This window comes from Janthinobacterium sp. GW822-FHT07H10 (assembly GCF_058798675.1).
Genome location: NZ_JBXAKS010000001.1, coordinates 384668 through 397820 on the forward strand (window position 1 = coordinate 384668; position 13153 = coordinate 397820).

Annotated in this window: 9 protein-coding genes and 1 pseudogene; 2 read left to right on the plus strand and 8 right to left on the minus strand. The window is 65.7% G+C overall.

Features of this window, described 5'->3' with window-relative positions; translation table 11 throughout:
* From AC1RDJ_RS01785 to AC1RDJ_RS01800, 4 genes and pseudogenes are all read right to left on the minus strand, one after another.
* A pseudogene (locus tag AC1RDJ_RS01785) lies at nt 1-502 on the minus strand (hypothetical protein); the annotation flags it as partial.
* On the minus strand, nt 489-2186 hold the full coding sequence (locus AC1RDJ_RS01790; protein WP_289884766.1) for a GspE/PulE family protein: 1698 nt from the start codon (nt 2184-2186) through the stop codon (nt 489-491). The pseudogene AC1RDJ_RS01785 and the gene AC1RDJ_RS01790, both read right to left, overlap by 14 nt.
* A gap of 24 nt (nt 2187-2210) precedes the next feature.
* Nucleotides 2211-3404 carry a type II secretion system F family protein gene (locus tag AC1RDJ_RS01795; RefSeq protein WP_071321955.1) on the minus strand — a complete coding sequence of 398 codons (1194 nt, stop codon included), beginning with the start codon at nt 3402-3404 and terminating at the stop codon, nt 2211-2213.
* 248 nt (nt 3405-3652) lie between these two features.
* Nucleotides 3653-6187, minus strand: a complete 2535-nt coding sequence (locus AC1RDJ_RS01800) for a M4 family metallopeptidase (protein WP_493026334.1) — start codon at nt 6185-6187, stop codon at nt 3653-3655.
* A gap of 687 nt (nt 6188-6874) precedes the next feature.
* On the opposite strand from AC1RDJ_RS01800, the gene AC1RDJ_RS01805 reads away from it, so the two are divergent.
* On the plus strand, nt 6875-7510 hold the full coding sequence (locus AC1RDJ_RS01805; protein WP_232251032.1) for a hypothetical protein: 636 nt from the start codon (nt 6875-6877) through the stop codon (nt 7508-7510).
* Nucleotides 7511-7562: 52 nt separating this feature from the next.
* On the opposite strand, the gene argH is transcribed toward AC1RDJ_RS01805, so the two are convergent.
* Entirely contained in the window at nt 7563-8960 is a 1398-nt protein-coding gene (gene argH, locus AC1RDJ_RS01810) for an argininosuccinate lyase (protein ID WP_071321958.1), read from the minus strand.
* A gap of 265 nt (nt 8961-9225) precedes the next feature.
* Between argH and AC1RDJ_RS01815 the strand changes: the two genes are divergently transcribed.
* Nucleotides 9226-9426, plus strand: coding sequence for a hypothetical protein (locus AC1RDJ_RS01815; RefSeq protein ID WP_493026335.1), 201 nt, complete (start codon nt 9226-9228; stop codon nt 9424-9426).
* Between the two features lie 256 nt (nt 9427-9682).
* Here AC1RDJ_RS01815 and AC1RDJ_RS01820 read toward each other — a convergent pair whose 3' ends face one another.
* Genes AC1RDJ_RS01820 through AC1RDJ_RS01830 form a run of 3 tightly spaced genes read right to left on the minus strand, consistent with a single transcriptional unit; the run spans nt 9683 to nt 12902 of the window.
* On the minus strand, nt 9683-11230 hold the full coding sequence (locus AC1RDJ_RS01820) for a M56 family metallopeptidase (RefSeq protein ID WP_493026336.1): 1548 nt from the start codon (nt 11228-11230) through the stop codon (nt 9683-9685).
* Entirely contained in the window at nt 11230-11646 is a 417-nt protein-coding gene (locus AC1RDJ_RS01825; protein WP_289884770.1) for a BlaI/MecI/CopY family transcriptional regulator, read from the minus strand. Before AC1RDJ_RS01825 ends, AC1RDJ_RS01820 begins: the two co-directional genes overlap by 1 nt.
* On the minus strand, nt 11643-12902 hold the full coding sequence (locus AC1RDJ_RS01830; protein WP_493026337.1) for an alpha/beta fold hydrolase: 1260 nt from the start codon (nt 12900-12902) through the stop codon (nt 11643-11645). The genes AC1RDJ_RS01825 and AC1RDJ_RS01830 overlap by 4 nt, the downstream gene beginning before the upstream one ends.
* Nucleotides 12903-13153 lie beyond the last annotated feature (251 nt).

The following is a 13153-nucleotide window of genomic DNA, read 5'->3' on the forward strand; positions in this document are numbered from 1 at the left end:
TGCCGCTGGCGGTGCTGCGCCAGGCCGGCCCCACGATCGGTTCGATGGACAGGCAGCGCCGGCCATGCGCGCCGGCCGCGTCCTGCACGCCCTGCAGCAGCGCGGCGTCGATGCCGCAGGCCAGGCGCGGCTTGCCGTAAGGCGCATCGTCGGCCGCCAGGCGCCAGGTGCGCGCGCCGTCGCCATACACGGCGCCGAACTGGCTGTGCAGGAAACGCTGCGCGCTGGCCTGGGCCAGCAGGGCGCCGCTCCACGGCACCACCTGCATGGCGCACCAGCGGCTGGCCAGGCTGACGGCCAGCGGCAATTTTGCCTGGTCCTGTTCCAGCCAGCGGTTCAGGGCCGCCAGCGCCACTTCCCAGCTGGCGTCCGGGTTCACGATCGGCAGCTGGAAGGCGCTGTCCGGCAGCGGGCGGCCGGCCCGCCGCAGCACGCCATGCAGCCCGTGCGGCGCCAGGTGCAGACATACCGTGGCCCGGGTAACGCGTTCAATAAGTGACACGATTGAGCTCCGTCAGAGTGGTTTCGCCGCGCCGTACCAGGTCCATGCCCGCCTCGCGCGCCAGGCGGAAGCCGTTGCGCGCCGCCTCTTCCTTCATCTGGCTCAGAGGCGCGCGGGTGCAGATCATTTCGCGCATGGCGTCGCTGAGCATCAGCACTTCGGCGACGGCCTTGCGGCCCTTGTAGCCGGTGCCGCGGCAGTGGCCGCAGCCCTTGCCGGCCATGAACTGCCAGTCCTGCACGCGCTGGGCATCGAGGCCGCTGGCCTGCAGCAGGGACGTGTCGGCCAGCGTTTCCGCTGTCGCATCGACGGCGCAATGGGCGCAATTGAGGCGCAGCAGGCGCTGCGCCACGATGCCGTTCAGGGCCGCGGCAAAGCTGTAGGCGTCGACTCCCATGTGCAGGAAGCGGCCCACCACGTCGAACACGTTATTCGCGTGCACGGTGGTAAACACCAAGTGGCCCGTGAGCGCCGCCTGCACGGCGATCTGCGCCGTCTCGTCGTCGCGGATCTCGCCGATCATGATCTTGTCGGGGTCGTGGCGCAGGATGGAGCGCAGGCCGCGCGCGAACGTCAGTCCCTTCTTTTCGTTGACGGGGATCTGCAGCACGCGCGGCAGCCGGTACTCGACGGGGTCTTCGATGGTGACGATCTTGTCGCGCCCCGTATTGATTTCCGTGATGGCCGCATACAGGGTGGTGGTCTTGCCGGAACCGGTGGGGCCCGTCACCAGCAGCATGCCGTGCGGCTTGGCGGCCAGGCGGCGGATCTGCTCGATGGCGTCCTCGTTCAGGCCCAGGCTTTCCAGGCGCAGCGCCTGCGCCGCCTCCGTCAGCGCGCGCCGGTCGAGCAGGCGCAGCACGGCGTCCTCGCCAAAGATGTTGGGCATGATGGAGACGCGGAAATCGATCTCCGCCCCTTTCACGCGCACCTTGAAGCGGCCATCCTGCGGGATGCGCCGCTCGGCGATGTCGAGGTCCGCCATCACCTTGATGCGCGAGATGATCTGCTCGGCCATTGCCAGTCCCTGCACCTGGCCCGCCTGCACCAGCACGCCGTCGACGCGGTACTTGATGACCAGGCTGGCCACGTCGCACTCGAGGTGGATGTCGCTGGCCTGGAATTTCAGGGCGTCGTAGATGGTGGAGTTCACCAGTTTCACCACCGGGCTGCTGTCTTCGCTGATGCGGATCAGCGAGATGTCCTCGATGCTCTGGTCGAGGCCCGGCACGTCGTCCCCATGCTGCATTTCCTGCATCGCCTGCTGCACGCTTTCCTGCTGCTGCAGGTAGGCGGCCAGGTCGTCCGGGTGGGCCAGCGCCACCGTGAAGGGCGTGCGCAGGGCAAAGTCGGCCCATTGCAGCAGGTCGTCGGCGAAAGGATTGCCGATGACGAGCACGGGCGATGCGCCGGCGGCGGGCGGCTGCATCAGCACGCAGTCGTGCTGGGCGCAATCCGTGTAGGGCAGCAGCGCGAAGGCGGGCAGGCCAGCCTGCAGCTCGGCCATCGTCCAGGCCGGGTAGCGGAACAGGGCGGCCAGCTGGCGCAGGAAGACTTCGGGCGGCAGGGCCGCCGTTTCTTGCAGCACGGCCATTTGCGGGCGGCCCTGCGCCAGCGCGCTGGCGTGGGCCTGGCGCAGCATGGCCGCATCGAGCACGCTGCGTTCTTCGTCGCGCGCGTTCATGGCAAGCTCCTCATGGTAGACCCGTCACGATAAGCTCCCGGCCAGTTCAAAGATCGGCATGTACATCAGCACCACCACGCCGCCGATCACCACGCCGATGATGGTCATCAGCAGGGGTTCGAGCAGGCGCGAGGCCCAGTCCACCCAGCGGGCGAATTCCTCGTCGTGGAACTTGGCCGAGCGTTCCAGCATGTCGCCCAGGCGGCCCGTGTTTTCGCCCACCTTCAGCAGCGATTGCGCCACCGGCGTGGCCATGCTGGCCTCTTCCAGCGCGGTGGAAAACGGCATGCCTTCCTGCACCGCGCGGCGCGCCTGCGCCAGCTGCTCCTGCTGTGCCGGCAGCAGCATGGGCGCGACCATGGCCAGGGCCTTGTGCAGCGGGATGCCGGCGTGCAGCAGCAGGCTCAGGGCGCGGTAGAAGCGGGCCAGGCGAAATTCGGCGGCCTTGTCCGCCAGCACGGGCAGGCGCAAGAGGCGCAGCACCAGCGCCATGCGCATGGCGCGGTTGGCCACGCCGAACACCACGGCCGCCACGCTGGCGGCGAGCGCCGTGGCGCACAGCAGCGGATGGGCCGCCAGCGTCTGGCCAAAGCCCAGCAGCATCTGCGACATCCAGGGAATCTCGCGGCCCGAGCTTTCATACACGACGCTGAATTTCGGCACCACGTAGCCGAGCAGGAACAGCGTCACCAGGCCGCCGACGACGAGCAGCATGCATGGGTAGATGGCGGCCGAAATGAGCTTCTTGCGGATGGCGTCGAATTGCAGCTGATAGCCGACGAAGCGCGCCAGCGCTTCCGGCAGGTTGCCCGAGCGCTCGGCCGCGTGCACGGTGGCGATGTAAATGTCGGGGAAGATGTCGGGGAAGTCGGCCAGGGTGTCGGAAAAGCTCTTGCCCTGCTGCAGGGTGAGCACGATGGCGCCCAGGGTGGCCCTGGCGGCCGTGCGCGTTTCCTTGTTGTGCAGGGTGGCCATGGCTTCACCCAGGTTCAGGCCCGCTTCGAGCAGGGCCAGCAGCTCCTGGCTGAATTGCAGCAGGGGCAGGCCCTGCTTCCCAGGGCGGACCACGGCGCCTGCGTCTTGCGCGGCGCCGTCGTCCACGGCCAGCACGCGCCAGCCGCCGCGCACGGCCGCGCGGATCGCCTCGGCTTCGCTGGGCGCGTCGATGGCCAGCGCCTGGCTGCCGGCAGGGCCTTGCACCTGGAGGTGGAACTGCATGAGCGGGTCAGGCGAGCATGGCGTTGGACGCGAAAAGGGACAGGCTGGCGGGTGGCAAGGCGCGTGTGATCAAAGTAGGCATCGGTCAGGAACAATCAAAAAGAGTTCAATTCGTCGCGGGTACCGGCAGCAGGCAAGATGCAATTCGCTGCCTCAGGGTAGACTGGAATTGCAAGAAAATCAATCGTGTTCTGCGAATGGTGCGGGCAGGCAGTCCTTCTCGACTGCCTGCCCGCACGCTTAGCCGCTTACTGGGTAACCAGGCTGACCTTGTCGATCACGAACGAGGTTTGCAGCGATGCATCCTCGGTCGCGGCAAACGAGATCTGCACGGTCTGGCCTTTGTAGGCGATCAGGTCGAAGGTGCGGATCTGGTAGCCGGCCGCCTTGTTCACGTTCGAGTACGAGGCCAGGGTGCCCAGCACCGTGCCGGCGCTGTTTTTCACGGTCACCACCAGCTTGTCGTACACGGTATTGCCCGTTTCGGCCGTGTCGATATGCAGCGCGAAGGTCAGGCTGGCCGAGGTGGCTGTGGCAGGAATGGCCACGCTTTGCGTCAGCGATTCGCTGGCCGTCGCGCCATTGCCGCCGAGCCAGGCGTACTTCGTGCCTTCATACGCGGTTTGACCCGTGAAGGTGCCGATGGCGCCCGTGGTGCCGCTCCATCCCGTGGCGCCGGACTCGAAGCCGCCGTTCGTCACGCGCTCGGTGGCGCTGCTCGTGCCGACGGTGAGGGTGGCGTTGTTCGACGTTGCCGTCACGGCAGGCGAGGACGAATCCGTCACCGTGGCCTTGAAGACGGCGCCGTTGTCGGCCGCCACGGTCGTGAAGCTGTAGGCTGGCGACGTGGCGCCGCTGATCACGGCGCCGTTGCGGTACCACTTGTAGGTGTACGGCGCCGTGCCGCCACCCGCACCGACGGCAAACGAAGCGGTGGCGCCCGGCGCGACCGTGATGCTGGCCGGCTGGCTGGTGATGGTCACCGCGCCGCCCGTCGTCGATTCATCGACGTCGGCGCCCACGTTGATGGCTGCGTACGCGCGCTTGACGGCCGTCGCCTCGGCGCTGCCCACGCCATACAGTTCCTCGGCTGCCAGCAGCACCTTGTTGCGCGCGTCGGCATAGTTGGTCGACGAGGTGAACTTGGTGGTCGCGGCCTTGAACCAGATGCGGTAGGCCTTGTCGCTGCCGATACCGGTCATGGCCAGCGGGCTCTTGTTCAGGTAGGAGCTGTAGTAGTCGCTGCTGGCGGTGGAGTTCGAGCCTTGCGACAGGAAGTAGAACATGCGGTTGTTCGGGCCGCTGCTGTAGTGGACGTCCAGGTTCTTGATGGTGCTGCTCCACGCATTCGGGCTGCTGCCATCCTTGCTCGGCTTGTACAGCCAACGCAGCGGCTGGCCATTCTTGGCGATCTCCTTGCCCGTCATCCAATCGTTGCCCGTGTTGGGGATGGTGGTGCCCGTGCCGCCGGCGCGCGCATACGCTTCCACCATTTCACCGGCGATGTCCGAGCTCGATTCGTTCAAGCCGCCCGACTCCTGCGAGTAGATCAGGCCCGAGGTGGCGTCCGTGATGCCGTGGCCCATTTCATGGCCGATCACGTCGATGGAACCGAGGTTGTTGAACGAGCTGCCGCCGTCGCCGATGTACATGCACTTGCAGCTGCTGTCGTAGTAGGCGTTGTCGTAGGCCGTGTTGACGTGGGCGGCGATGTGGGTGGCCGTGTTGTTGCCGTCCAGGCTGGACCAGCCCAGCACATTCTTGTGCGTGTCGTAGGTGTTCATCAGGCCCCACATGGCGTTCACTGCCGCCGTCTGGCCGTTGGCGTTGGTGGTGCTGCCGCCATTGATGTATTGCTGGCCGTCGCCCCAGGTATTGCTGGTGCTGCTGTACACGCTGCCCGAAGTGGTGCCGTGGTTGGCGTTGGTGATGGCCATGCCGCCGAAGCTGCCGCCGGTGCCGCGGCTGGGGTCCTTCATGGTGTAGGTGCTGCCGGTGAGCGTGGTATTGAGCGGCACCTGGCCGTTGTACTGGCTGTTGCCGATGCCGGCCACGGTTTTCAGGGCTTTCCACTGGCGCAGGATGCGGCCATCCTTGGCGCTGACGATGGTGTCGTAGTACACCGGCTTGCTGCCGCTGATCATGCGGGTTTGCACCAGGTAGGCCAGCTCGTAGTGGTCGACCACGTCCTGCACGTCGAGGGCATTGAGCGAGGCTTCCGATTTGTTTTCGGCGCCTGCCACGCGCACCGTTTTCATGACGGGGTAGATCAGCAGCTGTGCATGCGGTGGCACATGGTCGACGGCCGGCACGCCGATGCTTTTCACTGCGGCGGCGATGGCCGTTGCGGCGCTGACGGCGGGCGTGGTGTCGATGTCGGCGGTGGCGCTGCGGGTGACGGAATTGACGCCGCCGCTACCGAGGCCGGAGGCGCGGTCCGAGACCGATTCGCTGACGATGTCGCCGGCGTTATTGCTGACCACCACCGTTTCCGAACCAAACACGGGCAAGCCCTTGTAGGTGTGCTGCACGCGGCTGACGCGCGTGCCGCTGACGCCCGGATGCTGGGCGCCAACGACAAAGCCATGCTCGGTATTGAGGCCGCGGCTGCGCGCCTGTGCCGCCAGTTTGTTGACCAGGCTGGCCGTCTCTTGTGGCGACGCCAGGCTGACAGGGGCGGCCATCAGGGTCGGTGGCAGCGGGGTGGCGGCATGTGCCGTCGTGGTGGCCATCAGCGGCAGGGCGGCGATGGATGCGGCAACTATCGTCAAACGTAAATTCATTTCTGCTCCATGGTATCGGTTAGGAAAATAGTGAATGAGCTGGCCGCGATTGTCTGATGGCCACCCCGGCGTGCCGGACGACGGGCGGGTAGCCTGCCGCTTTTTTCATGGCGTTACCGCCGGGTAGGGCGACACTAAACTTGTCGATATCGCCATGTCAAAATTTTCAAGAAATGGGTCAAGCGGGCTTTTTTTGTTAAGAATTGAACATTTATCGGCGCGCTACTATAGGAAAGTTTGATCTGCCGCAAGCTGTAACTTTTGTTTTGGACTAGTCCCTCAAATGGCGCGTTCTGTTGGCAAAACACTGTTGCATTTTTTAAATGTTGCGATCTACACTAGGTATTCGCGCTGTCCGCTGTCGGGGCAAGGCGTAGATAAAAAAAGCGCACGCGGCAATGACCGCGTTCACATGGCGCAACGGGAAAAAATCGGGAGTTTCACATGACGTCAGTTCTGCCTTCTGCTAGCGGTTTCAGCCATTTCCCCTCTGGAGCGGCGTTGATGCTGCATCCGCCTTCCTAGCCGCCGCCCGCCTCTTTCCCGCAAGGGTACTCAGCGAAACCGGCCACGCCTCCAGGCGCGGCCGCTGGTGCAGTGCAGCCTTTTTTTCAGGAAGGGTTGCCGGCTCCTGGTGCGTGCACCGGAATGCCCGGCACATGAACTATGCTTTCGATAGCGACTAAAGTGGAACAGATCGTGATGGAGTCGGCGTTTCTCAGCGAGGGCCTGGGCCGCGGCTTGCTCAACCTCTCGGAGCTGGCGCGCCAGCTGCAGCCGCAATTGCAGACCGACTTGTGGAAACCGGTAGGCCAGGCCGCCGTGGTGATGGCGCTGCGCCGCCTGGCCGAACGCATGCCGCAGCAGAAAAGCGGCGAGATCGTGCTGGCGCACCGCGCGGGCGAACTGTCCACGCGCAGCGAATTGATGATTTTTACCTACCGTTACTCCGACCAGACGTATGACTGCCAGCGCCAGTTGCTGGCGCTGGCAGCGCCGCAGCGCGGCACCTTCATTACCGTGACGCGCGGCGTCAACGAGGTGATGGTGATCTGCAGCCGCTCGCTGCATGCGCTGGTGGACGAGGTCTTTGGCGGCGAGCAGGAACTGGCGCGCCTCGAGCGCGTGACGGCCGTGACCCTGCATCTGGCCCCCGAGACCTGCTATACGCCAGGCGTGTATCACGCCATCCTCAAGCGCCTGGCCTGGGAGCGCATCAACCTGATCAACATCATTTGCACCTACACCGAGCTGACCTTGCTGCTCGAAGCATCGCAGACGGGCGCCGCCTTCTCCGTCCTGTCGAAAATCGTCGCCCAATAAAAAACGCCCCGCTGCATCGCTGCTGCGGGGCGCTTGCCGGGGAAATCCCCGCTTATTTTTCCAGCTGCGTGCGCACGCGGGCGATCGCGGCGCGCACCTGGCGCGGCGCGGTGCCGCCCACGTGGTCGCGCGCGGCGACGGAGCCTTCCAGGGTCAGCACCTCGAACACGTCTTCGCCGGTCAGCGGAGAAAACGCGCGCAGCTGCTCCAGCGACAGGTCGGCCAGGTCGCAGCCCGCATCGACGCAGGCGCGCACGGCCAGGGCCACCGCTTCATGGGCATCGCGGAAAGGCAAGCCCTTCTTGACCAGGTAGTCGGCCAGGTCGGTCGCCGTGGCGTAGCCTTGCAGGGCGGCCGCGCGCATGGCTTCCGGCTTGACCGTGATGCCGCCGGCCATGTCGGCAAAGATGCGCAGGGTGTCGATGACGGTGTCGACGGTGTCGAACAGCGGTTCCTTGTCTTCCTGGTTGTCCTTGTTATAGGCCAGCGGCTGGCCTTTCATCAGGGTCAGCAGGCCGATCAGGTGGCCGTAGACGCGGCCGGTCTTGCCGCGCGCCAGTTCCGGCACGTCCGGGTTTTTCTTTTGCGGCATGATCGACGAGCCGGTGCAGAAGCGGTCGGCGATGTCGATGAAGCCGATGCGCGGGCTCATCCAGATCACCAGTTCCTCGGCCATGCGCGACACGTGCATCATCAGCACGGCGGAGGCGGCGCAGAATTCGATGGCGAAGTCGCGGTCCGAGACGGCGTCGAGCGAGTTGTGGCAGACGTCGTCAAAGCCCAGCGTCTTGGCCACGCGCAGGCGGTCGATGGGGAAGGTGGTGCCGGCCAGTGCGGCGGCGCCCAGCGGCAGGCGGTTGACGCGCTTGCGGGTGTCGGCCATGCGCTCGGCATCGCGGCCGAACATTTCAACATAGGCCAGCATGTGGTGGCCGAAGGTGATCGGCTGCGCCACCTGCATGTGGGTAAAGCCCGGCATGATGGTGTCGGCATGCTGCTCGGCCAGGTCCGTCAGCGCGCCGCGCAGGGTGGCCAGCAGGGCGGTGATGTCGTCGATGGCGGAACGCACGTACAGGCGGATGTCGGTGGCCACCTGGTCGTTGCGCGAACGGCCCGTGTGCAGGCGCTTGCCCGCATCGCCTACCAGCTCGGTCAGGCGTTTTTCGATATTCAGGTGGACATCTTCCAGGTCCAGCAGCCATTCGAACTGGCCGGCGGCGATTTCCTGCGAAATTTGCGCCATGCCGCGCTGGATTTCAGCGTAGTCGGCCGGGCTGATGATGGCTTGCGCATGCAGCATTTCCGCATGGGCCAGCGAACCTTCGATATCGAACAGCGCCAGGCGCTTGTCAAAAAATACAGAAGCGGTATAGCGCTTGACGAGGTCCGAGACCGGTTCGGAAAACCGGGCCGACCAGGCTTCGCCCTTTTTGGAGAATTGATCAGTCATGAAAGAAGTCCTTTAGTGTAGGGCGATTATAAACAAGGTTGGCCTGCGGTAGGGCTTTTAGGGCCTTTCCCAGCGCGGAAATGGCCTGGAATGGGGCTTGCAAGCCTCAAACGGCGCGCCGGATGCCCGCCATGCGTTCCATCCGGCCTTTTTGTATTCTGTCCCGCAAATTGTGCGTTTGGTCGCAATCCGATGGCGGTTCAGGGACGACAAGCCTACAGTTCAATCATCGCAGGACCCAACCACCGACCCAAAGGAAAACATCATGAACATCGCTAAAAACATGGAAGCCATCTTCGTTGCCATCATCGCCATCGCTGCCGCCACCAGCCTGGCCACCGCCTCGGTGCCGAAGTTCCGCGCCGCGCCAGCACCGCTCGTGGCCAGCGCCGACGCCGCTGCCACCATGTACACCGTCCATGTCAGCGCCAAGCGTTTGAGCGCCGCAGAAAAAGCCGCACTGTAAGCACGGCGATGCCATGCCGGCAGTACGGAAAAGGGCAGTAGCAGCAGTCAATCGTCATACCCCAACATGGGCAAGCGGAACGGGCGGCGCCCCCGGTTCTCTCCAGCCCTGGTGACGGCAGCAATACACAGTAACAGCAGACAGCAGTCACAGTCAGTCACAACGGCGGAACGCAAGCTTCCAGCCAGCCTATTCTTACCAGCTATTCTCATCATGAGCCACCGGCGGCGCGCCGACGGCAGTGGACCGCTACGCCCTAGCGCATTTCGCCCAGGGCCCAGCGCACTTCGCCAGCCACGTCGGGATCCGGATCGTTCAGCTGCCGTTGCAGCATGGGGATGCTCGCGGCAACCTGCAGGTCGCCCAGCGCATGCGCCACGCGGCGGCGGACCACGGCATCCTGGTCGCCGAGCATGGCGATCAGGGGCGACAGCCAGCGCGTCTCCCGCATATCGCCCAGCGCACCGGCCGCCTCGGCGCGCACCGACGCCTCCGGATCTGCCAGCAGTGCCGCCACCGCGGGCGCCGTTTCGGGAAAGCGCATCTCGCCCAGGCCCCACACGGCAAGCCGTCGCACCACGGGGCACGGATCGCGCAAGGCCAGCAGCAGGGGTGGTATCGCGGCGCGCTGGCGGAACGATGGACCATCGGCCGCATGGCGCAGCGCGTAGTCGCCGGCGCGCATCGCGGTGGCCAGCTGGGTGAAGTTGGAATTGTCCAGGGCTTGCAGCAAGGCGATCGGCTCCTGGTTCCTGGCGCTGGAGGCGGGCAGCAGGCTGTCCGGCCACAGCACATGTTCGCCGCGCAGCTGGAGGCTGGCGACCAGGCACACGAACGCCAGGGTGGCCAGCGTTCCGCTCCACCATTGGCGCCCCGTGACGCGGCCGCGCGGGCGATGCGCTTCCAGCAGCGCCGCGATGCGGGCGCCCAGCATGGCGCCGCTGCTGGCGATGCGGTTGGCCAGGCGCCGTGCCGGCATGGCGACGGTTCCCGAAGCGAAGGCCTGGTGCGAGACCGTGAGCAGGGTGTGGGCGTAGTGCGACGGCGTGGCGCCGGTTGCCAGCACGGCGTCGTCGGCTGCGCATTCCGTATCGTGTTCGAGCATGCGCAGCAGCGGATACATCAGCGGCTGCCACCAGTACAGGGCGAGCAGCACGCGCGCCAGCAGCAGCATGGGCCAGTCATGTGCGCGGAGATGCGCGAGTTCGTGGGCCAGCACCGCCTGCGGCGCGGCGCTGGTGGCGCTGTGCCGGTCCAGCACGATTACGGGATGCCGCCAGCCCCAGCTGTATGGCGAGGACGCCGTATCCGACAGCAGCAGGCGCGCGGGGCGACGCAGCCGCAGCGACAGATGCAGGCTGTGCAAGGCCGCTTCCCAGGCCGGCGCTTCGAACCGCTGCGCGGCAGCGGCGGCCTGGCGCAAGCGCCGCAGGTTCAGCGCGAGGCGCAGCAGATGGCACAGCACGCCCAAGGCGTACACGGCCAGCAGCCAGCGTCCCAGCCGGGCGGCACGGTCGGGCATGGACACGGCATCCTCGATGGCGGGCAGTGCGGCGGTCGTCACGCTGGCCGGGATCGCGAGCGGCGGATCGAGCAGGGCCGACACGGCCAGCGGCATGCGCAGCGGCAGTTGCGGCAGCAACAGCCAGAACAGCGGCAGCAACAGCAGCGCCACCAGGCCGCAGCGCGCGGCAAATACGCGGCGCGCCGCCGAGGCGCGATACAGCAGCCGCAGCGCCAGCAGCAACAGCACGACCGTCACGCTATGCTTCAGCAGAAGCTGCGCGAGGTCGGTTCCCGCCATCAGCGGCCTTCCTTGCGTGCCTTCGCGATCATCGCCTCGAGGTCATCGAGCTCTTTCGAACTCAGTTCGCCCGACATGCCGAGCAAGGCCGTTGCGGCGCTGGCCTTGGAATTGTTGAAGAAGGTGCCGACCAGTTTTTTCAGCGCGGACTCGCGCACCTTGGCCTGCGGCGCCACGGCGCTGTACAGATAGCGCTGGCCGTCGACGCGATGCTGGAGTATGCCCTTGGTTTCCAGTCGCGCCAGCATGGCGCGCACCGCCGAATTGCTCAGGTCGGGTTTCAGTTCTTCCTGGAGCTGCGCGGCGGTAGCTTCCTGCAGCCGGTAGACGCACTCGACGACCTGTCGTTCGCGCGGCGCCAGGTCTTCCAGCCCGCGCATCTCGGTAGCCGCAGTGGCTGGCGCATTTTTTTTCATGGTTGTTTCAATGCCTGTTCTGCTTGCGAAAGATGCTGCCGGTAGCCGGCCATCGCCTGTGCGCGCGCGCCGTTGGCCTGCCCCAGTGCGAGCGCCCGTGCGAACTGGCGCCTCGCTGCCTCGGCAAGGCCGCCTGCCAGCAAGGCTTCGCCATGGCTGTCGGCGGCATTGTCGGACTGTGCGTATGTCTGGCTATTGTACGCCAGCACCAGCGTCGCCAAAGGCAGCCGCTTCGCCTTGAGCAGCAGGTCGAAACCGAGCGCATTGATGTCGGCTTCGCTCAATGTGCTGTTGCCGAGCGCTGCCGCGACCCGGCGCGCGGCAGCGTCCTGCTGGTGCTGTTCCAGCAGGGCCGCGCTCTGTTCCAGCTCACCCATCAGTGTTTGCTTTGCCTTCGCCCTGGCCTCGCGCGCCGCGTTTTGCGTGACCAGGGTCAGTACCTGGCCGATGGCGGCGACGACCAGTTCGGGTTCCTGCATCTGGATGCCGTGGCCGCTGTTCGGCGTGAAGACATGCGCGCCGCTTGAAAACTGGCTGAGGAAGGCAGCGTGTCGCTCGCGCTTGATCTTGACGACGCCGGGCGTCTCCTGGAAGAAGTCCGAGCCGGCGCGCGCCTGCACGGAGGTGAGCAGTACCGTCGGCACGTCGGGCAGCGCGGGCATGGCCGGCAGCGTGCCCGCATCGAGCAGCTTCTGGATTGTCTGCAGCTCGCCCTGCCATTTCGGCGGGATGCTCGACGCGAGCAGGCGCCGGTCTTGCTGCAGGCGTACTGGGTCGATGCCTTTGAGTACGCCCTCGAGGCCTTCATCCGCCGGGTCGACGAAGACCAGGCCGGCAACCCGCTGCGGATGGGTGGCCGCGAAGTAGCGGATCAGGAAGGCGCCGTACGAGTGGCCCACGAGGATCAGCGGCCCGTCCACCTTGCGCTGGCTCAGCACTTCAGCCAGTTCGGCCGCGCTCTGTTCCATGCCGAGCGGCTGTGCGCGCGCCGGCGACTTGCCATAGCCTGCGCGCGAGTAGACCAGCACCGCCGCCTTCTTCGCGATGTCCGGCACTACCTTGCGCCACACCGACTGGTCGCTGGCGAAGCCCGCCTCGAAGACGACGGTATAGGGGCCTTCGCCCGCCTGCGCCACCTGCAACTGGTGCTGGCCCACGTTGACCATGCCGTCAAAATCGGCGGCCGCTGCCGTTGCCGTGAAGGCTGCCGCGGACAGCAGGCCGGCCAGTTTCCACTTCCATGCGCACGAAAACATATTGTTCCTTGTCGAGTGTGTTTGCTACAAATGTAGCATGCCACATTTGTAGCACCCCAGCAAGGAATACAGGGTGCGCCATGGGCTACGCGACTGGGCTGGCTGCGTTGCAGGGTGCTGCAACGCTTCATCGCAGCTGTTGGTATTCTGTCCCGCGAATTGCGCGGTTTGTCGCAATCCGGTGGCGATGCAGCGGGTGTTGGCCTAAAGTTCCATCATCGCAGGACACAAACCACTGACCCAAAGGAGCA

Coding starts and splice junctions, on each gene's coding strand:
- AC1RDJ_RS01800 (WP_493026334.1), bottom strand. CDS start 6,187: ATGAATTTACGTTTGACGATAGTTGCCGCATCCATCGCCGCCCTGCCG.
- argH (WP_071321958.1), bottom strand. CDS start 8,960: ATGACTGATCAATTCTCCAAAAAGGGCGAAGCCTGGTCGGCCCGGTTT.
- AC1RDJ_RS01820 (WP_493026336.1), bottom strand. CDS start 11,230: ATGGCGGGAACCGACCTCGCGCAGCTTCTGCTGAAGCATAGCGTGACG.
- AC1RDJ_RS01830 (WP_493026337.1), bottom strand. CDS start 12,902: ATGTTTTCGTGCGCATGGAAGTGGAAACTGGCCGGCCTGCTGTCCGCG.
- AC1RDJ_RS01825 (WP_289884770.1), bottom strand. CDS start 11,646: ATGAAAAAAAATGCGCCAGCCACTGCGGCTACCGAGATGCGCGGGCTG.
- AC1RDJ_RS01790 (WP_289884766.1), bottom strand. CDS start 2,186: ATGAACGCGCGCGACGAAGAACGCAGCGTGCTCGATGCGGCCATGCTG.
- AC1RDJ_RS01795 (WP_071321955.1), bottom strand. CDS start 3,404: ATGCAGTTCCACCTCCAGGTGCAAGGCCCTGCCGGCAGCCAGGCGCTG.
- AC1RDJ_RS01815 (WP_493026335.1), top strand. CDS start 9,226: ATGAACATCGCTAAAAACATGGAAGCCATCTTCGTTGCCATCATCGCC.